This is a genomic window from Mesorhizobium sp. WSM4820 (assembly GCF_055811075.1).
The window spans coordinates 208,833-234,640 of sequence record NZ_JBVVQN010000012.1; the positions used below are offsets into that span (position 1 = coordinate 208,833).

General features: G+C 58.0%; 22 protein-coding genes and 1 pseudogene. 9 read left to right on the forward strand and 14 right to left on the reverse strand.

Annotated features, from left to right (window positions below; translation table 11 throughout):
• Positions 1–35: 35 nt before the first annotated feature.
• The 5 genes from AC0L2R_RS20590 to AC0L2R_RS20610 form a co-directional block, all read right to left on the reverse strand.
• Positions 36–1,397 (reverse strand): ComEC/Rec2 family competence protein, encoded by a 1,362-nt coding sequence (locus tag AC0L2R_RS20590; RefSeq protein WP_473511172.1) that lies wholly within the window; start codon positions 1,395–1,397, stop codon positions 36–38.
• Entirely contained in the window at positions 1,379–3,415 is a 2,037-nt protein-coding gene (locus tag AC0L2R_RS20595) for a gluzincin family metallopeptidase (RefSeq protein WP_473511174.1), read from the reverse strand. The genes AC0L2R_RS20590 and AC0L2R_RS20595 overlap by 19 nt, the downstream gene beginning before the upstream one ends.
• Positions 3,416–3,622: 207 nt before the next feature.
• Positions 3,623–5,215: a recombinase family protein gene (locus AC0L2R_RS20600; protein ID WP_473511175.1), complete on the reverse strand. Its 1,593-nt coding sequence runs from the start codon at positions 5,213–5,215 to the stop codon at positions 3,623–3,625.
• Between the two features lie 133 nt (positions 5,216–5,348).
• Positions 5,349–5,558, reverse strand: coding sequence for a hypothetical protein (locus AC0L2R_RS20605; protein ID WP_473511177.1), 210 nt, complete (start codon positions 5,556–5,558; stop codon positions 5,349–5,351).
• A 132-nt stretch (positions 5,559–5,690) separates the two neighbouring features.
• Positions 5,691–6,377: a hypothetical protein gene (locus AC0L2R_RS20610; RefSeq protein WP_473511179.1), complete on the reverse strand. Its 687-nt coding sequence runs from the start codon at positions 6,375–6,377 to the stop codon at positions 5,691–5,693.
• A gap of 134 nt (positions 6,378–6,511) precedes the next feature.
• Here AC0L2R_RS20610 and AC0L2R_RS20615 point away from each other — a divergent pair, with 134 nt between their 5' ends.
• Positions 6,512–6,748: a helix-turn-helix transcriptional regulator gene (locus AC0L2R_RS20615; RefSeq protein ID WP_473511181.1), complete on the forward strand. Its 237-nt coding sequence runs from the start codon at positions 6,512–6,514 to the stop codon at positions 6,746–6,748.
• Between the two features lie 863 nt (positions 6,749–7,611).
• Positions 7,612–7,926, forward strand: coding sequence for a hypothetical protein (locus AC0L2R_RS20620; RefSeq protein WP_473511183.1), 315 nt, complete (start codon positions 7,612–7,614; stop codon positions 7,924–7,926).
• Here the strand turns inward: AC0L2R_RS20620 and AC0L2R_RS20625 are convergent, their stop codons facing one another.
• On the reverse strand, positions 7,927–8,811 hold the full coding sequence (locus tag AC0L2R_RS20625) for a DUF4365 domain-containing protein (protein WP_473511185.1): 885 nt from the start codon (positions 8,809–8,811) through the stop codon (positions 7,927–7,929).
• Between the two features lie 748 nt (positions 8,812–9,559).
• Here AC0L2R_RS20625 and AC0L2R_RS20630 point away from each other — a divergent pair.
• Positions 9,560–11,056 (forward strand): hypothetical protein, encoded by a 1,497-nt coding sequence (locus AC0L2R_RS20630; protein WP_473511186.1) that lies wholly within the window; start codon positions 9,560–9,562, stop codon positions 11,054–11,056.
• A gap of 176 nt (positions 11,057–11,232) precedes the next feature.
• On the opposite strand, the gene AC0L2R_RS20635 is transcribed toward AC0L2R_RS20630, so the two are convergent.
• Positions 11,233–11,541 carry a hypothetical protein gene (locus tag AC0L2R_RS20635; RefSeq protein ID WP_473493396.1) on the reverse strand — a complete coding sequence of 103 codons (309 nt, stop codon included), beginning with the start codon at positions 11,539–11,541 and terminating at the stop codon, positions 11,233–11,235.
• Positions 11,542–12,510: 969 nt separating this feature from the next.
• Positions 12,511–13,212, reverse strand: a pseudogene (locus AC0L2R_RS20640) (IS110 family RNA-guided transposase); the annotation flags it as partial.
• Between the two features lie 287 nt (positions 13,213–13,499).
• Here AC0L2R_RS20640 and AC0L2R_RS20645 point away from each other — a divergent pair.
• A complete protein-coding gene (locus AC0L2R_RS20645) occupies positions 13,500–14,108 on the forward strand; it encodes a hypothetical protein (protein WP_473493397.1) in 609 nt (202 codons plus the stop codon).
• A gap of 50 nt (positions 14,109–14,158) precedes the next feature.
• Here AC0L2R_RS20645 and AC0L2R_RS20650 read toward each other — a convergent pair whose 3' ends face one another.
• A complete protein-coding gene (locus AC0L2R_RS20650; protein ID WP_473511188.1) occupies positions 14,159–14,818 on the reverse strand; it encodes a hypothetical protein in 660 nt (219 codons plus the stop codon).
• 123 nt (positions 14,819–14,941) lie between these two features.
• On the opposite strand from AC0L2R_RS20650, the gene AC0L2R_RS20655 reads away from it, so the two are divergent.
• A complete protein-coding gene (locus AC0L2R_RS20655; protein ID WP_473511189.1) occupies positions 14,942–16,345 on the forward strand; it encodes a hypothetical protein in 1,404 nt (467 codons plus the stop codon).
• 372 nt (positions 16,346–16,717) lie between these two features.
• On the opposite strand, the gene AC0L2R_RS20660 is transcribed toward AC0L2R_RS20655, so the two are convergent.
• The 4 genes from AC0L2R_RS20660 to AC0L2R_RS20675 form a co-directional block, all read right to left on the reverse strand.
• Positions 16,718–17,674 carry a hypothetical protein gene (locus AC0L2R_RS20660; RefSeq protein WP_473511191.1) on the reverse strand — a complete coding sequence of 319 codons (957 nt, stop codon included), beginning with the start codon at positions 17,672–17,674 and terminating at the stop codon, positions 16,718–16,720.
• Positions 17,675–17,690: 16 nt separating this feature from the next.
• On the reverse strand, positions 17,691–18,602 hold the full coding sequence (locus AC0L2R_RS20665) for a competence protein CoiA family protein (protein ID WP_473511193.1): 912 nt from the start codon (positions 18,600–18,602) through the stop codon (positions 17,691–17,693).
• Positions 18,603–18,668: 66 nt separating this feature from the next.
• Positions 18,669–19,118 carry a hypothetical protein gene (locus AC0L2R_RS20670; protein WP_473493401.1) on the reverse strand — a complete coding sequence of 150 codons (450 nt, stop codon included), beginning with the start codon at positions 19,116–19,118 and terminating at the stop codon, positions 18,669–18,671.
• A gap of 18 nt (positions 19,119–19,136) precedes the next feature.
• Positions 19,137–19,850, reverse strand: a complete 714-nt coding sequence (locus tag AC0L2R_RS20675; protein ID WP_473511195.1) for an AbiV family abortive infection protein — start codon at positions 19,848–19,850, stop codon at positions 19,137–19,139.
• Positions 19,851–20,061: 211 nt separating this feature from the next.
• Here AC0L2R_RS20675 and AC0L2R_RS20680 point away from each other — a divergent pair, with 211 nt between their 5' ends.
• The 3 genes from AC0L2R_RS20680 to AC0L2R_RS20690 all read left to right on the forward strand — a co-directional run bounded on the left by AC0L2R_RS20680 (position 20,062) and on the right by AC0L2R_RS20690 (position 23,376).
• Positions 20,062–20,883, forward strand: coding sequence for an integrase (locus tag AC0L2R_RS20680; protein WP_473511197.1), 822 nt, complete (start codon positions 20,062–20,064; stop codon positions 20,881–20,883).
• Positions 20,884–20,899: 16 nt separating this feature from the next.
• Entirely contained in the window at positions 20,900–21,901 is a 1,002-nt protein-coding gene (locus AC0L2R_RS20685; RefSeq protein WP_473511198.1) for a DUF4238 domain-containing protein, read from the forward strand.
• A gap of 173 nt (positions 21,902–22,074) precedes the next feature.
• Complete coding sequence (locus AC0L2R_RS20690; protein WP_473511199.1) at positions 22,075–23,376, forward strand: YopA family protein; 1,302 nt, start codon at positions 22,075–22,077, stop codon at positions 23,374–23,376.
• Between the two features lie 758 nt (positions 23,377–24,134).
• Here the strand turns inward: AC0L2R_RS20690 and AC0L2R_RS20695 are convergent.
• Complete coding sequence (locus AC0L2R_RS20695; protein WP_473511216.1) at positions 24,135–25,157, reverse strand: IS110 family RNA-guided transposase; 1,023 nt, start codon at positions 25,155–25,157, stop codon at positions 24,135–24,137.
• A gap of 331 nt (positions 25,158–25,488) precedes the next feature.
• Here AC0L2R_RS20695 and AC0L2R_RS20700 point away from each other — a divergent pair.
• Positions 25,489–25,808, forward strand: a 320-nt coding sequence (locus tag AC0L2R_RS20700; RefSeq protein ID WP_473511201.1) for a protein adenylyltransferase SelO family protein, incomplete at its 3' end; no start/stop codon positions are given.

Below are 25,808 nucleotides of genomic sequence, written 5' to 3' on the forward strand. Positions count from 1 at the left end.
CGACGCTTGGGCGAGCGACTGCCCACGACCGCGCTCTAGTGCCCTGCAACTGGTTTGATCTCGATGTCCACGTAGGGCGTGCCCGTGACCAGGGCCTCCATGTCGGTGCGCTGTGGCTGCGGCTGGCCGAGCAGCGCCTTCTCGTGGCCGGCGTAGTTGGGCAGCCCCGCGATCTGTGCGGGCGTGAGAAGTGGACCATAGGTTTCGGTGTTGGCGACGCGCTTGCCGAGTTCCACCATCAGGGCGGAGCTCGGAATGGGTTTGTAGGGCGTGCGGGCGGTAGAAACGACGGCCTTAGGGCCGGACGCCGGCATGTTGCCGGCGGGAAGCGGCAGGATCGCGTCGAGGATGGTGCTCGACTCGGTCTGGGTGCCGTCCTCGTCCTCGTTCCACGGCGTGGAATTGGTACTGCCGTGATGGCCGACCTTCAGGAAGTCCAGCCGCCCATCGAGCTTGGCCCTTTGCTTGTTCCAGGCGACGTTCCAGGCGCCGTTCGCCTTTGTGCCTTCTTCGAACGGATCGTCCCACTCGGCGTCGCCCACGAACAGGAGTCGGCGCCCGCGCCACTCGATCAGCAGCATGATGCTGGTGTTGTTGATCAGCCTGTCGTTTTCCTCGGAGTAGGCAAAGGCATTGGACATCATCCGCGACTGGAGGCGGAGAAAGTCGAGGGCGCTAATGTTTTCGGGCCGTGCGCTCGGCGACTGGGGCGCGCCGATCACGCCGGCTGCCGCCTTTGAGAATGTCTGGAAGTCGGCCGCCAACTCGTCGCCGCCATAGTAGAAGTCGATATTGATATCCGGCCCCAGGACATGGAACGCCACGTCGCCTTGCAGCGTCTCAAGCTCGAGATCGGCGGCGGTGCTTTCGGTGTGAAGATATACGGGTTCAATGCCGTTCTGCTGTGGCAGGGTTTCGGTGAGAGCCTTGATGGCGCCCTTGGGGTTGATGCCGTAGCGATCGACGATGTCCTGCAGGGCCGGGCTGAGGGCGACGCCGCGCGCGGCGACATTGACCATCGCCCGGTCTGCCAAGTCGTGAAAGGCGTGGGCGAGCTCCGCCTGGGGGTGTTCGGGGTTCATGGCCGCGCTCAACCACAGGTTCTCGATCGCAACGTCCTCGAACCAGTCGGGGTCGAAACCCTTCATATGATCGTCATGGCCGTGGCTGACGACGACGAGGTCGAGACGGTGTTTGCCGTCTTCAAGCGGAAGCTCGGGCTTCAGCAGGTCGAGCGCCGGCTTCAAGAAATCATCGCCGGCTGCCTTGGTGCCGCAGTCGATGAGAATGTGGAAATCGTCGACGTTGCCGTCCTTTATCCGCGCGTCGGGAATGCGGACATAGATGCAATCACCACAACGCACGCTGTAGGCACGGATCAGGAGCTTATCTGCCATTGGCTCTCTCCCATTTTCTCGTGCTCGTCCGAGTGGATGCCCACATGCGGCGAAAGCGAGAACCGCAGGATGCCGTCTACGGCCTCGGCGGTCAGCGGCGCCACGGTCTTCTCGAGGATGCCGAGCTGGCCGCCGGCGATCTCGCCGATGCGGCCGGTCTTTATGCGGGCGGCCAGCGCATCAAGGAACGATTGTTTGCGCCGTCGACCAGCCTTTCTTTCGGCCCGTATCTCGGTCTGCACCGCCGTCAGTTCTTCGGCCGGCGTATTCGCACCGTCTTCCTCGTCCTCGCCGATCAAAGTCTGGGTGCCGGGCTTGCGCATCCACGAGAGCAGATTGCCGTCGATGTCGAACGCCAGGGTGCCGCCGCAGAGCATGCTGGTCGTCTCGCCCGCGAAACGCCCGAAGCGTTCGTCATCGAGCAGCACGGGCTCGCGCCAAGTGTATTGCAGCAGCACCTGTTGCGGCTGCCGCCGCGCGTCGCTAGTAAATTTTGAAGCGTTTGCCAGACCCTGCACCGCGACATCGGCACTGTAGGGGATGAACAGGTTGCGGCGATTGTCGTCGAGGAAGCGGTAGGCCGCGGACCGGGAACCGGCGATATCGGCAGGATCGTGATAGACCTCGGTGCGCAGCCGCTGGAAAATGTCGTGTGGCCGCCGGAATTGCTCAGCTACTTCCGAGCTCAGTATGCCGCGCTCCTGGAAGACGTCGATCATCAGCTGCCGCGTGCCACGGGAGTCGGTGGGGTTGACGATCTCCTCGTTGCGCAGCACCGCGATGGCGTAGTCCTCGAAGGTCACGTCGACCGGCGGCAGGAGGTCGAGGGGCTGCACCGCCATGCACTGCATATTGCTAACGGTATACCAGAACGCCTGCAAGATTGAGCGACCGCCGTCCCTGTATCGAGGTGCCAGTTTGCGGACGATGTCGAACATGGCGCCAGTCAGCACTTGCGACATGTAGTGCTGGCGCTGGTCGTCCTTAATCTTATCGTAGTGGAGCGTGTTCAACGCGCTGCGCAGATAGGGCTGGTCCGCGACGGCCTTGCCGAACTCTTCGGCGAGGCTCGAGAGGGCGCTGTTGGTGTCCAGGTTGCCGCCGGTGGCTTCGGCCAGCCACTGGCGAAGCTTGTTGTTTCGGAAGGCAATGAGGATTGCCGAAAGGTCGCCGACGAATTCGTGGAAAGCGGCCGTCTCGGCGCGGATCGATTCCGAAAGCAGAGGACGAAGGCCGTCGAGAACGGCATGGCCAAACTCATGGTTGATGATATCGGCCGAGAGGCATGTGTAGATCCGCTTTTCGCCGCTGTCGAAATAGTAGAACTGCAGCGACTTGCTCTGGCGATCGTAATAGGCGTTCTCCCCATAGCCGGCCGTGGGGACGACGATCAGCCGGTTGCCCTCGAAGGCGAACGGAATGGGCCTGCCGAGACCGAAGCCGTTCTCGTAGAACTCGAGAGCGTTCTGCAGGGTGGCCCAGACATTGACCTGCCGGTACTGCGGCGAGTCGACATTTGCCTGATCCAGCGTCGCACCGCCTGGGCCTACGAAGGCATTCTTATCGGCATTCCACTCGGCAGGCGGTGTGAGGATCTCGGTGGAGGCGTCGTAGTCGACGACGGCGAAGCAGGCGCTGGTGGGGCCATCCCCGATACCGGGCTCCCACGGGACCTCGAACGACTCATCATACTCGAGCACCGGATTCCGCACGCGGACCGTGGGATCCTGGAAGTAGGCGTCGAACGGAATGCGGAGCTTCAGCTCCTTTTGCGCGTCCCGCGTCAGGTAGCGCCGGGCGGCGTAGAGCCCGGTCCTCGTCCCTTTGGTCTGAGATGTCGCTTTGGGTCCGGCGGGCATGGCGAGACTCCGAAACTCAGAATTGAAGTTCAATACCACACGTAGCATATCGACGATGCGACAACAGCACGACATGTAGTCGGCATTGCTTGTCGGAACCAGCGTGCTTCTGAACAATTGCCGCAGCTCACCGCCCCGGCTGCCCGCGGGTTCCTGCATGAGAGGCTTTCGTACGCCTGGCGGCACCCGAAACCCTTCAGCATAGCCGCCGTTCAGCATGACGAACCTGGCGGAGGTATCGTGCTGCCGTTCACTTCCCGGTGGGACGGGCGCCAGAGAGTCGATGCCTCGTCAAATCTTTCCCAAAACCGATTCTCGTATCCCAATATCACCCATAAGCACACGCAATTCGAGCTGAGGCGCGAGTCAGAAAGTTCGAAAAGCTTCCAGGAAGCCCAGCCAAACTGGATGCCCTGTGGACAATTTCGCCCCGGTGGCATCGCTCAACGCCGCTGCAGCCGCTGATTCTGCAAGTAAGTCAAAAGGTTGCCTGAAGTTTGCGCGAACTTCGCCGCGATCCCATTCGCAGTTCGACAGCACTAGATTCAGGAGCCGTTTTTTCTCGTTTGCGGCCTGTTTCGCAAATAGTCGGCTGGCATCCCGGGCCAGCTCCAGGAGCCGCAGGCCGTCCTCCATGTATGATTCTTGCGCCTCGCTGTGCCGCTCGATCTCGCGTAGCAGTCGCGTCTGTTCCACTCGCCATTGCGCCGACATGCGGTCATAGAAAGCATTGTCGATACGTCCGTCGAGCTTATCCAGATACATAGCCTGCAAGCGGTCTTCGACGCGTTTGTACTGCGTCTGGCAGCGTTCGATGGCCTGTTCCTGCTCACGCCGCTCATCAGCATGGCTTGCCTTTAGCGCGTCGCGCATCCAAGTCAGCACTTCCTCATCGAAATGAAGCCTGTCGAGCAAAGCGGCAAACGTCTTGTCCAGTACCTCCTCCCGCACATATTTGCGCCGACAGTCTGCATAGCCGCCACGCCCTTTGTCGGCATGCCCGGTACAGTGGTAGTAGACATATTTCCCTCTCTTGACCTCGGCCACGACCGCGCAGTTGCACTCGACGCAGGTCATGAGCCCCGTGAACGCAAATTCATAGCCAAAGGAATGGATCGGGGTCGCGTTCCGGCCGGTCAGAACGCCTTGGACACGCTCCCACAGCTCGATCGATACCAGCGGCTCGTGCTGGCCCTGATGCATCTTGCCATTCCACTGAAACATTCCGGTGTAGAGCCGTTTGCGCAGCATCGAATGCACGGTGCTCACCGGGGCCGGGTTGCCGCTCTTGGGGTAGATCAGTCCTTCACCATGGGCCGCTTTCGTAAGCGCCTTGAGCGAATATTGGCCGGTGGCGTAACGCTCGAACAGCTTCGTGACGACGGGAGCCAAGGCCGGGTCCGGCTCGATGACCTTCCTGCCGTCCTTGCCCGTCACGTTTAGGTAGCCCAGCGGTGCCTTGGACGGCCAGAGCCCCTGCTCGGCCTTCTCCATCTGCCCCTTACGCGCTTCCTCGGAAAGGTTGTCGATGTAGTTCTTGGCCATCAGCACCTTGATGCCGTGCATGAACTTTTCCGAGGAGCGTGAGTCGTTCGACAGCACGACGCCTTCCTTGGCAAGGTGGATCTCGACATCCAACTCGTCGAGCGTCACCCAATCCTTGAGGTTGCGGTAGAGGCGATCGGTCTTCTCGACCAAGATGACACGTACGCCTGGATGTTTGCGCAGGTATTTGACCATCTCATTAAAGTTGGTCCGGCCGCTGCTTTTCGCGGTCTCGACGTCCACGTATTCTTGGATGATGCCAAACTGTCTCTGAGCGGCATATTCTCTCAATAGCTTGCATTGTGCCGGGATCGAGAAGCCCTCTTTCTCCTGCTCCTTCGAAGACACGCGTGCATACAGAAGCGCCTTGACCAAACTGCTGGGCTTAGCGATTTGAGCAGTTCGCCTGTCCATTATCTCCTCGCGGCGATTTAGAGTGGTGGCAAGTCAACGCTACCTGCCAAGCGAGCGACCGTCGCGTCAGCCAGCTGCGATCCGGCGATGGCATCGGGTTGGAGGTGCCGGGCCAGACGCGAGGCTGCTTCGCTCAATCGAGCTTCCGCCATTCTGCAAGGATACGGAAGAAGCCACTGACGTTTTCCACGATCTGGCGTGCATCCTCCTTGGACAGAGATCGACCGCTTCGTGCTTCGAAGAGCTGAACTGTCCTTTCCAGTAAGGCGTCGTCCACGGCCCGCGTATGAGACAAGGGATTGGCCTCGACCTGCCGACCAGCATCCCTTCGCGTTTTCTTCATCGCACTTACCCTGTTGGGGACGCGCATCTGCGCTGTCAGGGCAACGATCGTCGAAATCTCCGTAATCTCGCATGGCCGTTGTGTACTCTTCTGTAGCCTTTTCTGCTCCGCTCATTTTTCCGGAGGTTGTTCCTAGGGCTCTAGCGGTCCTTTGGGCCCCTTCGAGGCAGCGACCGAGTTCGGTTCTCGTTGGTGGCCAATCCTAACTACATCCTCCAAGGCCGAGCGAATCTGCGGCCAAGGAAACTCATCATCGTCCTTCGAAGCCTCCCCTTGCGTAAGTACGGCATCAAGCTTGGCTGCCACACCGGCAAGGGAAGTTGCAGGGAGTTCGGAGAGCGTCTCAAGCAGTTCGTCGGCCCGGTTAGCAGCCTCACACTCGGCCCTCAACGCCTCCGAATAGCCGATCTCCCTATCGGCGGCATCCCAGCGCGCCTGATGAGCTGCTAGGTCGGCTTCAGCCTTTACACCGACCGAGAGGTCTTCTTTGCCAAGATCGAGCGCGTCGCGGAGTGGCTCAAGAGAATGCAACGTCACATTCCTGCCGTCGCGCAGCAGAATCTTCGAACAAGGAAATCCAACAGTTTGGACGAGTTTTCGCTCCAGAAGTTGCTGCTGCCGACACAGATATTCAGTGTGGTCGTGGGCCAGCCGCCATTTCTGCCAGGCCGCTACGGCTGGATCGGCGATTTGGTCGGTTTCCAGGGTTTTGCGGCCAAATGTGCCTCCCTTGGAGGCCGCAATTGTAATTGCCGTTCCCGCAAGCACCTTCCTTCGGGTGACGGCAGACAAACTCATGGTATTGTCGGAATCAGCCATGATCCGAGCTCCAAACAGCTTGGGTGTGGTCAGGCCGGATCGGTGTTGCATCACCTTTCCGGCCGCTGAACGTACTCATGAATACAGTTAGAGCAGACTATGAGCAACAAAAATCACCATAATATGGTGATCTTATGACGCCGGTGCAGTGCAGGATGGCTCGGGCCGCGCTGGATTGGGGCGTTCTGGAACTTGCTAAGAAAGCAGGGGTTTCAACACAGACGATTGTACGTCTGGAACGAGGTGACGCGTTAAAGCAACCGACCCTCGATCGAATACGCGAGACCTTCGAAGGTGCCGGAGTGGAATTCATTCCGGAGAACGGTGGCGGCCCCGGCGTGCGATTGGCGCGACGATCTGACAACGTGTAGCCGTCCTCGCCAATCCACCAAGCGATGAAACCTGGAAGCCGGGCCCTTCTTCGATTCTAAGTCTACCGCAGCGCGCTAACCCGTAAGTCGAACGAAAAAGGCCCCTAGCGGGCCTTCATCTATGCCATCAAACCAAAGCCCCGAAGGCTAAAAGGGCTTCTGGCCCTGCCGCACTTTAATAATCGAGCCAGCTATCAACTTCGGGTCTTCCCTTTCGGACGCCCCTGTGTAGCCCTGCGCGTACGCCGGGCCCTTAACACTGGCAATCGCCTTATAGAGAGCTGTCCGTGTCCCGTTGCATGCCGACGACGCTATAATCCCTAGTTCAAGGGGGGAACCCTCAGCCTTTGAGTATATGTATGTCTGGCGACCCAAACACATTTGGTGTTCTTTGTATTCGGGAGACGAGTTGATATCGAAGCTGGCGTCCGTGCCCCCATTGGTTTCACAACCCGAAAGCGCCAATACAACCGCCAATACTGCAAAGCGATTTCGCATCAAACCCCCGAAACATATTCAGCATGAATTGGCAGAAGCGTAGCGAGACATCTACCCATCCGCAACAAACAGCAGCCAAGTTAGGGGTGGAAATCCGCCCGCACACGATTACGAACGCCAGATAGCTCCGTTATCATACAGCAGAATGCATTTTCTATCGGCGCATGCTTTGGCGGGTTGTACGTGCCTATCGGATATCATTATTCGAACGAGAACTATGAAGACGACGAAATCGTCGTGTCCGGCCGCGATAACATGGACGGCTTGACCGAAATGGCGAAAGTAGCAGAGACGTTCCTCCGTGCTGCACACCCCGGGGGAGAGGCTCTAAGAAAGGGGGGCTGTATCTATGGCGAGACCTGGCGGTGGCCAAATTTCTTTGGGAGATGCGTGGGAAAGGTTCTGATCCGAGAAAATCCCTCTACACAATGGAATACGCCGAGGAGGACTTTATTCACGTAGGCGACCTGCGACACTACTCAGCACTCAAAGACGCCGTGAAGGCAGGTAAGCCACTCGATGACGCCACTGCTGCAGGATATTGGGAAGGCACACCGAGAGCCGACAGGCCTCAAATGGAAGTCCTTGTGAAGAAAGCCACGGTCAAAAGCCGATTAGAACTTCCGCCGACCGCCGACGACGTCATGCGCAAATTTTGGGAGCAGGCGCAAAAGGGCTAGTCAGTCGTCGTCGTCGCGGATGCGATAATACCAACCGTCCTCATCCTGGTCATCGTCGCGGACCGGCTGGTCAGGCGGTTCCTCGGTGAGGCCCTCTCGAAAGAACCTCTCGGCTTCCAGATAGGCTTTAGCTTCCGGCCTCAAAGATACCAGGAGGGTAAAGATGTCAGCTTCGCCAGCGATATCCCATTTGGTGGAATCGTCCTCGTACTCATAGGTGAGCCATGGGAAGAGATTCTGCATGGCGAGACCGATATCGCTAGTGGGATACCAACCGCCCACTTCTATCGGCGCTTCGCCCTCAAATATGAAGCGGGCGTTGCGGAGGCTCAGGCTTTTATTGAACCAGTATTCCCAAATCATCTTGGCGTCGGCGTCGACAAAGCGCTCCATCAGAGGAGCGTCCAGGCTAAAGCGGAGACGCAGTTGGCCTTCTTCGTCCAGGTCGGGACCAGATGCAAGGTCGCCTGCGGCGCTGGCATCGAGCACGTTTTCGCGGGGAACGACAATGCTCCACCCTCTAGCCGTTACCCTGCAAAGGCGCTCTTCAATTCGCTGGTAAAGGGTAACGTCGGTTTCCGGGTTATGGAGAATAAGAAACATGGGTAGGACGTGGTTCGTCCAATATTTTAGGTGGCGCGTTTCTCCGTAAAATACGTACCCTTCACGAGTTTCCCGCTTAAAGAACGAGGTGCCGCTCTTGATTTGGAGCGCGATAAGTTTGCCCGTAGGCATATCGTTTTCAGTAATCTCGACTTCGGCATCGACCCCGAAATCCAGAACCTTTTGCTCTCGAAAGAGCCAGCGGAATTGCTTCGTAAAGATGGTATCGGCGGCGATAACGCCTTCTCGCTCCGTTAGGGCGGAACCGACGACGCTCGCCATTGGCTACTCCGCAGCATGCAACCGCGAAGCGCTGTGGTTCGCGTAGGTCGCCCACGTCGGCTTGTAGCTATCGTCAGGCACCCCAATAATATCTGCCCACTCGTTCGGATGCGCGGTCGAAATCACGCCAGCGGCGTTGCGCCACTCGTGGACCTCGTACGTTTCGCGGTTACCTTCGGGAATCAGATGCACCGTGACCATAGCGGGAGGAGATTGCTTGCACGCGTTCGAAAACGCAATTCACTTGGGAAACTAAAACAGGCGCTCCAAAGAGCGCCCTTTCACCATCATCCGTTTCGTCTCCAAGCCCAGGGTTTCCATGTGACGCAGGCGCAGCTCTACGGCGGAGCCCACATGAACGACCCTCATAAGGTGACCACCGCGCGTGGACCGACGGCGATTGAGAAGATGGAAGCAGGAATACAACTGCCCAACATGAGGTGTTGCGCCGCACCTGCAGCATGCCGGTTTGTCGGTTGGACGGCTTGGCACCGCGCCTCCCACACCGACGGAGATACCGAAAGTGCGCTCCGCTACCGATGAGGACACGGCAAGGGCCGACCGACCGGCCAAGTACTTCCGAATGGCAGCCACATGGGGTATGTCATTGGGCCAGAGGACAAGCAAGAAATTGACAGCGCGTCAAAACGCCTGCTAAGTTATTGTTTTTATAATGGCATTGACGAGAAATCGAAAAACAGACTCGCAATAGGTAGTTCTTTTAATAAATTGCGCAGTGTGACAGGTCATGCCCGACCCCCTAACGTCGCTTATAGACCTGCACGGCCCGAGCCGCTCCTCGCGTCTGGCCGAGCTGCTTATCTCCGAGCACGGCCTGTCAGCTGAAGCAGCTCGCAAGCGCCTCTCCCGTAGCAAACCGCCCATCTATTCCTTCCCGATTCCGCTCCTGCCCAAACAGGAAGCCTTCGTCTACCACGTCAAGGATAGGCAGACCGAACGGTTCTGGCACAACTTCCACCGCGACCTAAGAGAAACAGAGTCAGTTTATGGCGCGGCTATCGATGGATTGGCTGCACGCGGGGGCATCGTGTCCGTCGATGAGTTCTCTGTAATCAGTGGCGCCCCAATCCTGCAGAAGAAGCAAGTGCCGGCCGCGAAAGTTGCGCAGCGTCTTCAGGACGCCGGGATGACGCATACTATCGACATTCAAAACTATGGCAGTGTCATCGCACTCCGCATCCCAGCGCTGAGCTCCCACGGTCCCACGCTGTACAATGTGCGCCAGATGGCCGAAGGTGTCCTGCTGGATGGAATTCGGGAGTGGGCACGGCGTCTCGGAGTTGCCAGCTACAATTCAATCGCCATTCGAGGCGATGAACATCCGAGGACGGTTGGCCCATACAAGTGGGACTTGACTGGCCCGAGCTACCTCCTGCCGTTGAAAAAGTCGAACGTGGGGAAGGACCAGCAAGGTTTCACTGTGGCCGATGTGTTCGTGGGGACGGTTCTCGATGAGTACCAAATCCGCTATTTCATCCGGAAGGCGAGAGGTCTCCTAGCAACACGAATAGGCTCGGTACTCCCTATTATCGTGGCCGATGGCTTCACGGGCAAGGCATACACGCTCGGCCATCGAAACGGGCTGATGATGGCAACGCCGGAATCGCTGTTCGGAAGCTACGCCGGGTCCGCGTTCACCAGCCTGGTAGAGACGCTGCAGAACGCCGCCGCAATCGTCTCAAAAAACCCGAGCAGGCTAATAACTCTCTTGAGCAGCCTCAAAGACATTGCCGGGCGCGCAGGGAACCTTCGCGGCGTTCTGTTCGAGCTGGTGTGCGCCTATCTCATTCGCAACGACGGCAATTCAATCGACTTGGGAAAGAAGGCTTACGACCCGAAGGTGGGTAAGTTCTACGACATCGACATTATGTGCGTGCGCGGCAAAGCCGAGTGCGTGCTTTACGAATGCAAAGCTGGTGAGCCTGGCCACGTGGTCACACAAGCGGAGATAGAGGAATGGCTGAGGCGAATTCCGACCTTTGTGGAGTATGTGCGGGCGAATATGTTTTTGCGGGAAGCTGAAATCCGTTGCGAGGTATGGACTTCAGGGGAATTTGATGCCGACGCACTAGTTATGCTGGCGTATGAGAAAGCCAGACGCACCAACGTCCGCATCGACTGGAAGAATGGCAAAGCTGTTCGAGGGGTAGGCACGGGACTGAAAGAGAAAACCATCACCGACGCCATAGACCAGCACTTCTTCAAGCACCCGCTGTCGAACTAGCCAGTCACCCGGTATTTAGCGAACTTGTTCGGCGTCGACTTTCGCCGCCACTTTTCCCAGCCGCTCCCCTTGCTGGTCTCGCCGCCCGGCTTTCAGTTGACAAGATTTCGGCTCAACGTCTGAAATGAGGCGCATAGTTTGCCATTCAGCAGCCGACCGCCCGCATGCCAGTCGTATCATCGCTTCCACACCGTCGATTGGAGAACAGCCTGCATATGCTCTGCGAGGTCGAGTTCACCGCGCGCCTCGATCTCTAAAAGATATCGGGCCTTGGCCAGGCGATCCGCTTCGCCAACCGCAGCATAGCTGCAGATGGCGAGCAGCGCCTTCTCCTCCTCCCGGCTGGCTCCGGCGGACTGATTTCTGCCACCGCCCACTTTGTGCAAGGCTTCGCCGAAGGACGAGTATGCTCTCTTGTGCACGTCGATCAGCGTTCGCAGTTCATTGGATGGTAATAGGGCCTGGCCCGGCGGCTCTGTGCCCATCGCAGTCGCCGGACCCGTCGAGGCGACGACTGCGCTGCAGGAGTGGAAAAGCAAGGCGCGGCGGTTGATCCTGGACGTGGCGAACTCTCCCATTTGCTTCGAGGGCTATCGAACTGGTGACGTAGCACGATCGAACCGTAACACGACGGTTTGCGCATTCGTGTCAGGATGGAAGGTCCCATGGCAGCCGACAGGCTGGGCGGCTGGCTGACAAGCCTGCGCTCGGCCGCCATCCTACGGCCGACGCTGGCGATGTCGGCTCTCGCCGAGCCGCAACAACGACTGACAGGCAGCCGTGCCGACCAGGGGCCACCGAAGGGACCCGTGCGCCCTCCGAGAACTGGGGTTTCTGTCGAGCGTCTCGCTTCCGTCTCTGACTGCGCCTCCTTCCCGGCCCAAGTCTCCTCAACGGTCGGCCGAGCCGCCGCACACTGCGTCAAGCTGCGGAAATCGCTGCGAAAATGAGATACTCGCAATGTGCAGTCGTTATGCACACATTGCGAAATCACCATGTAACCCATTGAAAAACAACGCCCCAACCGCAGCGAAACGTGGCCCCTTTTATCCTGCCATCTTAATCGGTCGTATTTTGATAGACTTGATTTCCGTCGTCGCTGCTCCTCAAGTCTACGATAATACAATATTCTATACTCGATGCTACGATTCCGTACTCTTGCGTCGAGTTCCGATGCGCCGTGCAGTCTTCCGCGCTCTGCGACGGGGTAGCAGCGCTGCTTATTTGCAGCACGGGAACCGTCGTGGCGCACTTTTCCATCGGAGTGACGGAGCAGCGCCACAGGCAATCCGGCGCGGTCCGGCCGTCTCGCGATCGGCGCGGCCGCAGGCAAGATAACGTGCGTTCCGTCGTTCCTGGTCTGCATCGGTCCTCATCCGCCGGAGCGGATCTTTTGTGTCAGATGGCGCCTGTCAGCGTGCCGGCGCCATGCGTTTCAACTGTCGGTCTTCTTCTCATCGATGCGCTCCGAGCAGCTTGCGGGCCTTGTCATGGGTACGCCGGCCGGCACCCGCCTGGCTTGCCGCCGGATCGCCGACATAGAACGTGCCATCGCTCCACATGGCGTGCATGATCACTGCCAGCTTGCGCGCCACGGCGACACAGGCCTTGCGGTGGCAGGAACGTTTGGCGATCGCCTGGCCCCAGCTCTTGACCTTGTCGGAGCCCTTGAAGCGCGTCATCAACCCCGACGCCGCCTCGTAAAGCGAGCGTCGTACATCAGCATCGCCGGCTTTTGATATGCGAGCCTGAACGTCGATCGAGGTGCCCGACTGCCAGCGCCGCGAGGTCCGCCCGAAGTAGGCCGCGACACCGCGTGAGTGACGGAAGCGCGACGGATCATCGATCGCCGTCATGAACGAGAGCGCCGTCACCGGACCGACGCCGGGGATTGCCATGAAGCGTCGGCACAGTTCGCTGCGTGCCACCATTTTGACGACGAGATCGTGCAGGCGGCAATACTGCCTCCACAGCGCTGCGCGCGCCGACAGCATGGCGTCCATCAGCTCGGACGACAGTGGGTCTTCCGATACCGCAGCGCGCACCGCCTGATCGAAGGCTCCTCGGCCGACCTTGCCAAGGCGGATGCCGAACGCCTTCAGCGAATGGCGTATGGCGTTCTCCAAGTCGAGGAACTTGGCCTTCAGATTGCGCCGGTGCGCATAAGTGATCGGTGGGACGGACAGGACGGACAGGACAGCGGCACCGTGCGGCCAAAGGTGCGCCCATGCGCAGCCACGCGGTGGTCCAGACCCCCAACGGGGGCCTCGCGGTTCCGCACAGGTCGAGGTCCGCCTCTCAGATTTTTTGGTGATTTTGAAATCGGCCATTTAACCCGTCTCGGTCGGGAACATCCAAAATGGTGATACAAATTTGGTGGCGGGGAGCGCGGACCGGTGGCGGATCGACTACTCTCCCTGAGACGCCTTCTAAGGGGGCCTGAATGTCGTTCTTTTTTAATCTTAATGGCTACCGGTTTCAGCAAAGTACGCGGATTTTGCGCGATGGCTACCTCTCGGCGTCGCGAGCGCTTCGCAGCGATGTCGAGCGGGCCAGAGCCCAGGCAGCGGAATATGCGCAGGACATTGAAAACGGCGGAGAATGGATTGAAGAACGGGATGAAGAGGGCCATTTGCTTTATACCAAAGAGCAAGCGCTGGAATTGCAGATCGAAACCTGTGACGAAGCTCTTTCGGCCTTGAGGAAGGCGTTCGTGATCGCCGCCTATCACTATTGGGAGCGAGCAACCCGCCTCGCGCTCGGAGGGAATGACAAGGCGAAGCACGACGAACTGGTGGTTCTTGCAGTCGCCAAGGGCATCGCCATTCATCCGGACCTCGGTGCGGTCCGCGATTTGGTCAACCTGTTGAAACACGACAACGCCAAAAGGGGGGCCGCACTTCAACAAAGTTGGGGTTCTGTTTTGTCCCCCAGCTTTTTATCACGTCCGGGACGGACAGACTGGTACGCCGCTGTCTTCCTCACCGAGGATGACGTTGCAAAGGCATTTGATGTTGTCGCAAACTCCGGCCCGACCTTTCTCACCGGATGAGCCATTGCTGGTGCGGACGGCGAGGTCGAGCCGGCAGAGGCGGATGACGCCTACCCACCTTTGCGACCATTTGGTCCGCGCAGTTCCCTCAACGGCACCGTTGGAATGATGCATTCGTCGCTGTCATCCCCGCCCTCCCGCTCGAATAGTTCAGCTAATTCCTCGGGCTCTCGTTCTCGGCTGGGCACGGGAGTTCCCGTCCAGCCACAGTCTGCACATACAGGGCGCTCCCAAGCGATTTCAGGCATATCTTCACGCAATCCCTCTCCCGGGGACAGGTGCGGAGACCCGCACTCGGGGCACTCCTCGGGAACGAAACGGATGTGCCGCAGCACCATTGAAGTGGCGAGGCCGAGAAAATGTTCGACAGTTGTGAGAGCAGCTTCCGCATCGTGCCATGTGACTGAGTGGGAATGCGTCAGCCAGTTGGCAAACACCCAACCATCAGCCCCCAATGATTTGAACAGGTGCCGCCGCTCTTTTTGGGCGCTTCCAGCCAGGGCAGCATCGCAGATCAACTCATTCCAACCTTTGAAATCCGCCCGTTTCGGTGGGCTCAAGGGTGTCCAAATCGCTAAGTCCTGGGCGGCCGATGCGTAGACCATTCGCTCCTCCGCGATCATGCCGTCGAAGACTTGAAAGAGTTTCAGCGTGCCGTCGGAGCCATAGACGACGCTGTGGGCGTACTCGCCGGCATTACCGCCGCGCACTACTCAAGAGCCTTGCTTATATTCTGGACAAACGGGCTAGCCCTAGAACTTCATGGGGATGACTGTCCCATGTGCGAGCAGCCGACATTGGTCCCGCAACAGCGAGCAGTGTTGAGAAAGCGATTGGAGGAGGCCAGCGGCACAGTCGAAGCCGCGAACTTGCTCGACGGCAAGATTGAACTCTCTCAAACGGCCAGAACATCGGCATCAAATGCCGTGTCTGCCCTTGGCATCACAGGTCTGAACGATGAGGAGAGAGTCTCGCTTTCTAGCCTTCTCGGCCCAAACGCAGAACTCCCCAACTATCTTGAAGCCCACGACGCGTACATAAAGGCTCAACGGGAACTTGGCACCGCACTTCGAGCCGACAGGGAACTGACAACCACAACAAAGGATCGAGCTTCGCAGGCCGAGAAGCTTGCCGCTTTGATTGAGGATCGACACGCTTCGCGCCATTCATTGGCTCGGGCGGTGGATGCCTTCATTGGTTCTCTGTTGGCTTACGAACGGGCATGGGACACGATTGCTGAGACAGTCAGTAGCAAAATAGCAGCGAACGAGGCTGTCGCCCTCATCGACGCAGTAGGCAAGGGTCTTAAGGGCATCGCTGACGTGCACCTGTTAGCCCGCTATGCAGCGATATTGGAGGAAACACAGGAACTAATCCGTTCGGTCGAAGCCATGGCGCAGACCAAACAAACGCTCCTCCTAGAAACGCGGGGCAAGGAGGTGAAAGAACTCTACGCCCTCCTCAATCCGGGAGTTTCTGTCGGTTTCGATATGATGGAACCGGCCAACGACTCTATGAAACTGCACGCGACCAGCTTCGGCACACGCATGTCGGCTGCGGCAAACCTTAGCGAATGCCAGCTTAATTGCCTCGGGTTGGCGGTTTGGCTGATGCGGGCGACAACGCCGTCATCACCCTTCGGCTTCATTCTTCTCGATGACCCCGTTCAAGCGATGGACGATGATCACGCGGAGGCATTTATCGCCAATGTGGTCCCGCACCTTCTGGACCAGAGCGGCAAACAAATCCTGGTCCTCTCTCACGTCAAAGGCGTCATCGACAAACTCCGAAGCCTGAACATGGCAAGGGACATTCGCCACTATCACTACGAGAATTTTGAACTCGGCGGCCCTGTCATTGTCCGGCAATTGCGGCTCCAGCAAATGCTCGCGGACATTAGAGGCGCAGCCAGTAGCAATGAAGGCAACCGCACATACGCCGTTGATCGCCTCCGAGTGCTAGTCGAGGAATTCGTTCGGGAGTTGTACCTAAGGCAAACTGGTCAGCCTGTACCGTCAAGTTACGACACCGCTAACTCCGGCCAGCTTGCCGACCTGTTTCGCTCAACCCCAAACACCCTTCCTTTCGAACACGCTGGAATGCGGGACACGATCAAGTTTTGTGATCCCGCGCACCACACTCAAGCTGGTTATGTCGCTCCGCTTAGATCGAATATCCAGCCGCATATTGACCGCGTGTCTGCGCTCATGACGAAATACGGTCTCTTGCAGCCATAGCTCTCAATACACCAGCCGGATCGTTTGAGCCTCGTGTTATGGCCCAAGCCATCCTAATTCCGAGCGATCTTCGGCGATGTTTACGATCTATGCTGAGCATCGCCGATAGCAAAAGAATGCCCCTTCAATAGTGGGTCTCACTATGTGGCGGTCTCCCACTGCCACTAGACTCTTCAGTGAAATCAATGCGGCGTGTCTGAGAAACGGCGTGAGATAGGTCACGCCGATGACGCTGATTTACGCCGCTTTACGGCAGTCTACGAGGACGGACTGCTCAATCCTAACGCAGGTCACTGGCCCCAGGTGAAATGAGCGCAGAAAAGTGACCGAGACTCCTCCCGGCCATGATTTTTTACGGTGGTGCTCCTATGATCAAAACGGTCCGCCGAACCCCCTCTGCCATTCAGCTAGCTTCCCGAGCGCCTTCCGATAGGTGGCGTCATCTCGGACGTACAAGAGCGGCGTTGTCCGCTCTAAGTCGTCATCCCGGCCGTTCAGGAAAGCATCGACATGCTTCGCTGACAAAGACTGCTTGGTATCGGCAGTGATTTTCTCCTGATATCGCTTGCGCTTGACATCGGCGGAGAGCACGCCTCGAGCCTTGGTCAATCCCGACTCGCTATCCTCCGCCGCTTCCAACGGCGACATGCCGCTCAGATCGTCGCGTTTCGCGTTCAGAAAGGCCCCAAGATTAGGGCCGCTCAGTTCCGTTTCAGCGTCAACGCATAGCCGGTCCCGACGCGATTGCCTAAGTCGGTTGGCTTCCTGAATCTGTTTCTGCCGTAGCCCTTCGACCTGCTTTGATCTCTGAGCCTCGCAGCGCTCGATTGCGCCTCGAATAGGCAAACCCAACGCCGCATGTGGGATCGCGCCGCTCTTTCCGAACATCGCGACAACGGCGTCTATTTCGGCGGCGATCTTCGGCGCTTCGACATCAGACTCGATCGCGGCCCGATATGTCATGTTCGTCTCCGTGTGGATAGAATCCAGCCACGACTCGCCGGTCATGTCCCCTCGCTCTTCGGCGGGAAGCTCGGCTAAGATCCAATCGACTGCTTGCACTGCGGCATGCACGACAGCGGTTCTCTGTGTCTCTGCCAGCGTGCGCGCGGTCCACTTGTCCGCAAGGGACCTCTCCAGCGTCACTCCGTAGCCTTGCTGAACGAGAACGCCCTTTCCGAGCAGGTTTTGCAAATAGTTGTCGATCGCCTTCCAAGCGGGCGCGAAGCGAGGTTCGGCGACAGCGACACCGTTCGCTACTTCGGTAGTGACACGCTGAAATTGCGGCCGTATCAGCGCGCTCTTTTCCAAATGCTTGGCGATCGGCACTGCCTTGGCAGCTGCGCTACCAAGGCATTGGTCGGTGAAAGACCTCCGCTAAGATTGTCGCCTGCCATACCGCAGGCGGGACAGTGAAACACGCATAGCCGGCGACCTCGATACCAACATGTTCGGCGAGTCCGATTGCTTTGAGTTCTGCATCACGCGGAACAGCAATCTTCTTTCCGGCCAGTTGTTTCAGCCCGTCGACATAGGCGCGCGCCAATTCATTTGCCCGCTTCTCATGCCTGGCCTGATAGTCGGCGAACCGCTTTCCCTGTGCAGCCTGCCATGTCTCTTCGTCGGCGCGGGTCTTCGCCAACGCTTTGTCGATATCGGGATGATAGAGCCAACACCGTGGCGCGGATCGAAGCACCGCATCCGCGATCTGTTCACGTGTCGAGTCTCGGGGCAACTTTGACAGGTCGATCTCCACAGCCATGACGCCGTGTTCCCGAAGGCGTTGAATCTTTGTTTCGTCGCTCGCATGGGTGACCGCGACTTCAACAAAGAGGTCATACCCTAGCGCCCGAACATAGAGGTCCGGGATAACCGTCTTCGGGTCAGTGAACTCGATTCGAAGGAATTGCGTCGTGACCTGCTGACCCGGCTTCGTCACGACGTTGCCCTTATTGAGCCCAAGGCGTTTCGGCAGGAGTAGCGACGGGTCTGCTCGAAACACCTCCTTGGCAAGGAGATGTAGAACGGTTTCAGGACCGCCCCCGCACGCGTCGCCACCGTCGTGCCCGAAGTGCGGCACGTTCTCATCACCCTTGCGAGCCACCAACCGACCGCCGCAGGCAGGGCAATTGCATCCGCAAGCAATGCCGCGCTGAACCTCGCTGATATGCGCCAACGTGCGGTCCGGCCTCAGCCCATAGACAAGCTGTGCACGATCGGTGCCGAAAGATATTCTCGCATTTTCGTGGTCGTCCACCTCGCCTCCGGTTTGCACCGTTGAAGAGCCAGGATGCTCGGCAATGCTGCCTGACGAACGCCGAGCCTATTCCTGTTCTCGCTTCGCCTCCAAAAGGAATGCTGTCGCCACAGCGGTCATTTTGCTAGCGGCCTGCCATGCGTTGAAAAGTTCGCCGTGTAAAACTTCAAGATCAGCCACCATCGCATCGCGGCCTTCATCGGTCTGAATTTTGAAGCCATGGGACTCATAGAACCGATGGAACAGCCTGTTTCGAGCTTTGAGTGCAGACGCGAAGCGATCCACCAAACCATAGTCAAGACTGACACAATTCTTCAATGTGCCCAACAGCTGGCCCAGTGTGCTGCGGTCAATGTGGTCAAGGAGCTTTCGCGCATCTTCGGGGTCAACCTCATGGTGCCAACCGCGTTCAAGGCCACGGGCGCATAGGAGAAGTGAACCAAGTTCGGTCTCGAATAGCTGCGCCGCTTCCGCTGCTATCCCGAATTTCGCGTAGAGTTCGTCGCGTGTTGCCATCTGGGTATTCAGCCGTGTCTAGATCGGTGGGCGATGGCCGAAGAGCATTCTTAGCGCCGCGACGGTCTTTTCATACCGCATGCCGGACGCTTTGCCAGCCATCGATTCTTTGACGAAGTAGCAATACCGACTGGCGCGCTCGGCTTCGTCCTTGACCTCAGCATCCATAACCTTGTGGGGCGTGCTACTGGTCGAACCGTCAGGATTAACGCGCACGTATAGCGCATCCTGTTTCCGTCGATCGTGCTTGCCAGATGCCACTTTGCGAGCCGCCTGGCTGTAATTTAGGTCTCCATCCGCGTAGCCGCCCATTCCGGTTTCCCATCGAGCGACTTTCTCATATCGTAGCAATTCGAGTGCGCTGGCGATGTCGATCGGGAAATGATCATCGCCCATGTCGAAGTCCTCTGCGATCATTCGCCGGGCGTCTTCGATGTCTTCCCAATGCATGATCATGTAGTCCATGAGCATGCCGACCAACTGCTTGCACGAGTGGTCGTTCATCGCCCTCAGGATCGGCCGCGAAAGCGGAAAGATGCCGATCGATACCAGAATGAGCATGAAGGCTTTCGCGAGCTCTTCCTGTGCAATTAGGATCAGATAGAGTCGTGTCGATTTCAGCTTCTCGAACTCGAACATGTCAGCGTCAGCAAGCAGACGCTCGGCATTCTCGACACAGGCTGCAATTGTTTTCGTCAGCGTCTTCGGCGACGGTACAATCAAGCGTGACATTGGACGACTCAGCGGAGGTTGCGCGAGGATAGCAAAGCTATTCGCTAAAGCCTCGCACTTGCTCCTGACCCGCTACTAGCCTCGCGCCGAACGGATCAGGCCATCGCCAGTCGCCGAAAGCTCGGCTGCGACCTCTTTCAGAGCCAGAGCGCGGCGGCGTCGCTCGTCCTTTCGTTTGCAGGGGCATTTGCGCTGATATTGAGAAGGGTTGATGGCTGTGCCGGACGAATTCACCTTAAAGCGCTCTGAAAAACTCATCCGGTTCTACACGCAATATCGTGCGCAACTCGACGTGACTCCGATCGGCGGGCGCTGGATGCCCTACCGTTGGTGGAGCCTACCTGATCCGCTGAGTGTGAGATGGATGGCCTATAACGAAATGCTGGCTGAATATTCAGGCGAGCTAGCGAACAAGATCAACGACCTGACACATTATGCGCATCGCCTGCGGACCTGGGCCGCGGTTCTTGCTCCGCTCTCCAACGAAGACAAGCACGATTTGACGCACGAGTTCATTGACATGCTTGGGACCGTCGCGCTGGGGCTCCCATACGCGCTCAAATCCCGTTTTACCTTCGCTGCGGGGCACCTATGCCACCAGGCTAATATGACGAAGATCTCTGATTGGAAAGATGATTTTCCCACCGCAAATCTCTATCTGAACGATATCGAACCCTATTGCCGCGGATGGAGGAAGTACCGCAGGTTCAAGCTGAAGATCGAGCCGATCGCCGGAAGCGTTTTCAAAGAACAAACTGATGATTTTCGCAACACTTACAACCACGGTTTCTCAGCCAGATTCGTGCTTGGCGTGACCCGGCTTGTGGGCCGGAAGGTCGAGAAATCGGGGCGCATTCTATACGGCATCGGCGGCAGCCCGGCGCTTGATCTTGGCGAGATGGGAAACCTGCTTCAGAAGGAGCGTGACATTTGCTATCAAGCATTCGACGCTTTCCGAACGCTTGTGAATGAGCAGACCGAAGCGATTGCGGCTTTTGAAGCAGCCGAGAAAACATTCAACTCAGCACCCTGACCAGTCGCACAAGACAATGAAGAGCACTCCGAAACGACACCATTGGTGGCCAACTTGTCATTCCGAGCTATGGGTCGATGGTGAGGGCTGCATCACGATGACCAATGCGGCGGGTGAGATAAGACGCACGCAGCCTTTGAACACAGCCGTCATCGGCCACTACAATTCAATCTGGCGGGCAGACGGTACACGCGACTCGACGCTAGAGACCTTCTTCGCGAACGAGGTCGAGGGACCAGCTGGTCCGGTACTTGGCCGGCTTGCAACGCAGAAGAGACGAGATTTTCAGCTCGAACAGAAGTATGACAAGTCGTTTCTCCGAGCGGAGGGTAAGAATATCAAGCGGGACGGCTTTGTTCCGGATGCGCGGGCTTTCTCGGCCGTCCTTTCACCAGGCGATCGCTGGGCATTGTCGCGCTATATCGCATCCCTCATGGTGAGAATCCCGAGCTACAAGGACGCGCTCAATTCCAACCACATGGTGCAGAATATTGCCGCAGTGCTGGGCCTAAAGAGCGACGAAGCGAGATTTGAGACAGATGTTCTTCATGTCGGGATTATACGCGAGCATCTTGAGGACTATGCGGGCCGTATTCACAAATGCGCCCTCATCCTGATCGATGCGCCGGATGAAGAGGAGTTTGTTATCGGTGACACACCGGTGATACCGGCCGCTCTGGGGTTTGGCGAAGCAGAGGCCATGTGTCCCATCTCACCAAGGAGGGCATTGCTGGTCATAAATGGGTTTCGCGCTCCGTTTTCTGACAGGATCGCTGTCTTCCGCTGTCTGCGGCGCACAGTTCGTGCGTTCAATAGGGCAATGGTGCAGAATGCCGAGCGCGAGATTTTTAGCCGTTCCCCGGTCTCAGCGCTGTTCGTAACCAAGAACCTTGGCACGCGTCGAGCGCGCCTTGTGCCAACCGTCACCACAGCGGCGCAGGGCGATCGCTCCGGACGAGGACCGATGTTGGATCGACGTGCTGTTCGCCGAACGGCGACCGACGTGGATGCAATCTAAGGCAACTATCCCTGTGTAATGCGCTTGCAACGAATGAGTGATGATCTCTTTGCCACTATGATTGTTCCGGCGGGCATGGAGATGCATCTGGCGCTGCTTCATCTGCGGTCCGACAATCCCGGTTTGCCTGACCCTCCCTAGACGACGATCGTGCCCACCAGCTATGTTGTTAGATGGTAGATTTGATTGCTCCGAAATACGCTGCTGCAACTGCTAATACTGCAATTGATTTGGGCAGCGCACCTCTCGAGCTCCGAGCCGGAGGGATAACCGTTGCCAGCTCCGGTAACGCTCGGCTTGAATTGGCCGACAAAGAACGTGTGCTCGTCGAAGTTAACACGAGCCTCGATGGGTATCGACTTAGTCAAGATCCGCGTCTTCAGCTAAGATTCGGGCCGCATGGTCGGTTCTTTCCGGTGCTTGTGACTCAATCGCAAATAGGCACTGCAGGTGCAAAGCTTTGGTTGATGGCGAACGGTTCAGCATTCACGCAGGTTCGCGACCGGCGCGTACGCCTCTCATCCGCCATCGTTCATGTTCTTAACTTTCCCGAGTTCTTTTGCCTTGGTGCCCAGAGCGACCTTCGCCAATCAAATCAACGGCTGGGGTGCGTCGTCCTGCGAACCCTGGATTGGGAGATAGAGCTTCAGGCGCTTCCCTCAACTCGCAAGATCATCGAGCAGCTAAAGGCTGAAGGAGGCAATGCGATCACCCATGTTGCGCGCATAGTGCACGCAGATCGCCAGTCATTCACATGCGGGCAGCTCGAAGCGATAGTTCACGATCTGCACCGTTTCCTGTCCTTTGCGCGCGGCGCATGGACGTCGCTCTTCGGGATCGTCGGTTATGACCGGAACGGTCAGCAACACTATCAGAATTGGGGGCAACGCATCGCTGCTCCTTGGCAATCTTGCCCAAGCTGGTTTGACATCCACCACGGCGAATGTCTGGCAGCGGCCTTTCCCGGCTTTGTGGAGCTACTTCATGACCCGTCTCTCTCAAGAGCAGGCTATACCGGCCTCCATTGGTATCTTCGGAGCAACCGTGCAGGCGAAGGCGCCGGCGTAGATGGGGGGCTGGTACTTTCACAAGCCGCTCTCGAAGGCCTATCAATGTCGGTGCTGACCAACGCTGGCATCACCCTTCCAAGGGCTGCAAATGCAGCAGACAAAATTCGGGCAGCCTGCCAGCACTTGAAGATTCGGACTGCCATTCCGCCCTCGAGCAAGCGATTGCGCCGTTGGAAAAGAAACGGCGCATTCGCCGACGCCCCGGAGGCAATAACGAAACTTCGCAATGAACTCGTGCATCCCAAGCGTATGCTTCCTGGGAAATTGCCATCCGCCATTCCGGAGGCTTGGCACCTCGCACAATGGTATATTGAGGTGATGCTGCTCAGGCTTTGCGGGTATCGAGGAGTCTATTCGCATCGCCTGATATCGAAGTGGGTTGGAGAGGTGCGGCCATTCCCGTAGTGGGGAAACTCATGTGCCCCGCGTTTGTAGATATCCTGGGTAGCTGGCGGTCCGAGCCGCTGTGCAGTGCGCTCCAACTGTCCGGCCGATCGATAGAGGCAATGTTTGGTCGGCGCTTCCCAAATAAGCAATAGAGGCTGCGCTGCGTTGCCCGAAACGCAAAAAACCGCCTCGGTTAAACCGGGACGGTAATTGATTTATGATAGAATTGGTTGCGGGGACACGATTTAAGGCTGCAACTGCCCTATAACCTGCAAAAGAATCGATTTAGCAAACGAATTCATCGCAGCACCGTACTGGCGGTATCCTCTACCGACACGAACCCCAGATGAGCATCCCGATCAAGTTTGCACCGCAGCTAGTTCAGCCGCCCCAACGTCCTTCATAAGCCCGCGCAATTCGGCTGGAGGCGCGACCCAGAAAGTTCGAAAAGCTTCCAGGAACCCCAGTGGATTCCTACTTGTAGAACCGTGCGCTGACCGCTTTGGGGCCGTGTATGGACGGCTCTCCGTTGGCAAGGGATTTGTGAGCTTTTGCAGTTGCTGGTTGGTGCGGCCATGTATCCGACCTGTAGGTGTGGCCTTTCATGTGCCGCTGGCCATAATGCCATTCGCGCGTCTCAGGTCCCGATCGAAAGCTCGCACTTATAGTGCACGGCCCCAGTGGGTTTTCCCGATCCGGCGGTTTCAACCGGCTTTGTGCATTAGCTCCTGTCCGCCCTTTCCAACCTCGTCGGCGACCGCTCGCCTTGTCTGAGTTTATGCGATTACCGGTTCCCTGTAGCGCTCGCCGCCGGTCATCAATGCCCAGACCATGCGGGCTGTCTTGTTAGCCAGCGCAACCGCCGCGACCTTGGTCGTTCGTCGTGCCATCAACTGCACGAGCCATGGGCGCCTGGTCCCGTTCCGCTCGGCATAGCGGATGACTGCCATCGCCCCGACGACGAGCAGCTGGCGCAGGTAGCGATTACCTGCCTTGGAGATGCTGCCGAGCTTCTCCTTTCCCCCGCTCGAGTTTTGCTTCGGCACGAGCCCGATCCAAGCCGAGAGGCATCGCCCCGACTTGAATGCGTGCGGATCGGCGACAGTCGCAACGAACGCGCTCGCCAGCAGCGGGCCAACGCCCGGACTCTCCATCAACCTGCGACCCAGTTCGGTCTCTCGCGCACTCGCACGGACCCGGCGATCGTTTTCGAGGATCTGTTCCTTCACGACACGAAGCTGTGCTTCAAGCATCCTCAGGCAAAGCCGTGCGTCGGCCGGTATCCTAGCATCGTTCTCGTCGTTGATGACCACGAGAAGTTGCTCAATTCCATTACGCCCGATCGGCGCCACGACCCCGAACTCGGATAGGTGCGCCCGCAACGCGTTCGATATCTGTGTGCGCTGGCGGTTGAGCATCAATCGAACCCGGTGCAGCATCATCACACTCTGTTGCTCAGGCGACTTCACCGGCACGAAGCGCATCGTCGGTCGTGTCACGGCCTCGCAGATCGCCTCTGCATCTGCAGCATCATTCTTCTGCCGCTTCAGATACGGCTTCACATACTGTGCCGGCAGCAGCCGCACATCGTGGCCACGCGCGATTAGCTCGCGAGCCCAATAATGCGACGAACTGCACGCCTCGATCCCGACAAGGCATCGCTGCAAACTCTCAAAGAACGGCAGCACACGCCCACGCGTCAACTTCCTGCGAACTGCAACCTCACCAGCCGCATCCACGCCGTGGACTTGAAACACGGACTTCGCAATATCCAGACCGATTGTCGTAACGTTGCTTATCATAGCGCTCCTCCAGCTCTAATCCCGCGATCATACCGCAGGAAGGGAGGAGAGCCGTCCACCGCATCAAAAGCAGTCAGGCGGCTTAAGGCTACCGATTCGCGAAGACCAGACGTTCGCTGGCGCGAGAAGCTTCGTAGCCGTTCCGCTCGAAGAGGCTACTTGCCCGAAGGCACTGACATATCCATTTCTGGCACGTAGCTGGAAATGAAGTTTGAGCATCGCCACATCAGCATACGGACCGGCAGTCTGATGGCACTATTGTCATTGATAACAATCTTTGCGACCGACGAAGCGTCTCGCGACTGCCGTTGATGTTTGAGGAGTGTGAATGACGGTACGCTTTGCATTTGACAACAGCTATGCTCGGCTGCCGAGCTCGTTTTATGCGCGTGTTTCCCCGACCCCGGTCTCCGCACCGCACCTCCTCAAGCTTAACCAGGAGCTGGCCGTCCAGCTCGGGCTCAACCCGGTAGAACTCGCCACGCAGGCGGGTGTTGAGATTCTTGCCGGCAAACGGATTCCCGAAGGTGCCGAGCCGATCGCTACCGCCTATGCCGGACACCAGTTCGGTCAGTTCGTGCCGCAGCTCGGCGACGGAAGGGCAATCCTGCTAGGCGAGATCGTCGATCAGGAAGGAGTGCGCCGGGA

Excerpts from the sequence above, each read along its gene's own strand:
- AC0L2R_RS20625 (WP_473511185.1), bottom strand. The coding sequence starts at position 8,811 with ATGGCGAGCGTCGTCGGTTCCGCCCTAACGGAGCGAGAAGGCGTTATC.
- AC0L2R_RS20605 (WP_473511177.1), bottom strand. The coding sequence starts at position 5,558 with ATGAAGAAAACGCGAAGGGATGCTGGTCGGCAGGTCGAGGCCAATCCC.
- AC0L2R_RS20615 (WP_473511181.1), top strand. The coding sequence starts at position 6,512 with ATGACGCCGGTGCAGTGCAGGATGGCTCGGGCCGCGCTGGATTGGGGC.
- AC0L2R_RS20680 (WP_473511197.1), top strand. The coding sequence starts at position 20,062 with ATGGCTGTGCCGGACGAATTCACCTTAAAGCGCTCTGAAAAACTCATC.
- AC0L2R_RS20630 (WP_473511186.1), top strand. The coding sequence starts at position 9,560 with ATGCCCGACCCCCTAACGTCGCTTATAGACCTGCACGGCCCGAGCCGC.
- AC0L2R_RS20610 (WP_473511179.1), bottom strand. The coding sequence starts at position 6,377 with ATGGCTGATTCCGACAATACCATGAGTTTGTCTGCCGTCACCCGAAGG.
- AC0L2R_RS20635 (WP_473493396.1), bottom strand. The coding sequence starts at position 11,541 with ATGGGCACAGAGCCGCCGGGCCAGGCCCTATTACCATCCAATGAACTG.
- AC0L2R_RS20590 (WP_473511172.1), bottom strand. The coding sequence starts at position 1,397 with ATGGCAGATAAGCTCCTGATCCGTGCCTACAGCGTGCGTTGTGGTGAT.
- AC0L2R_RS20670 (WP_473493401.1), bottom strand. The coding sequence starts at position 19,118 with ATGGCAACACGCGACGAACTCTACGCGAAATTCGGGATAGCAGCGGAA.
- AC0L2R_RS20675 (WP_473511195.1), bottom strand. The coding sequence starts at position 19,850 with ATGTCACGCTTGATTGTACCGTCGCCGAAGACGCTGACGAAAACAATT.
- AC0L2R_RS20690 (WP_473511199.1), top strand. The coding sequence starts at position 22,075 with ATGGTAGATTTGATTGCTCCGAAATACGCTGCTGCAACTGCTAATACT.
- AC0L2R_RS20645 (WP_473493397.1), top strand. The coding sequence starts at position 13,500 with ATGTCGTTCTTTTTTAATCTTAATGGCTACCGGTTTCAGCAAAGTACG.
- AC0L2R_RS20600 (WP_473511175.1), bottom strand. The coding sequence starts at position 5,215 with ATGGACAGGCGAACTGCTCAAATCGCTAAGCCCAGCAGTTTGGTCAAG.
- AC0L2R_RS20595 (WP_473511174.1), bottom strand. The coding sequence starts at position 3,415 with ATGCAGGAACCCGCGGGCAGCCGGGGCGGTGAGCTGCGGCAATTGTTC.
- AC0L2R_RS20685 (WP_473511198.1), top strand. The coding sequence starts at position 20,900 with ATGAAGAGCACTCCGAAACGACACCATTGGTGGCCAACTTGTCATTCC.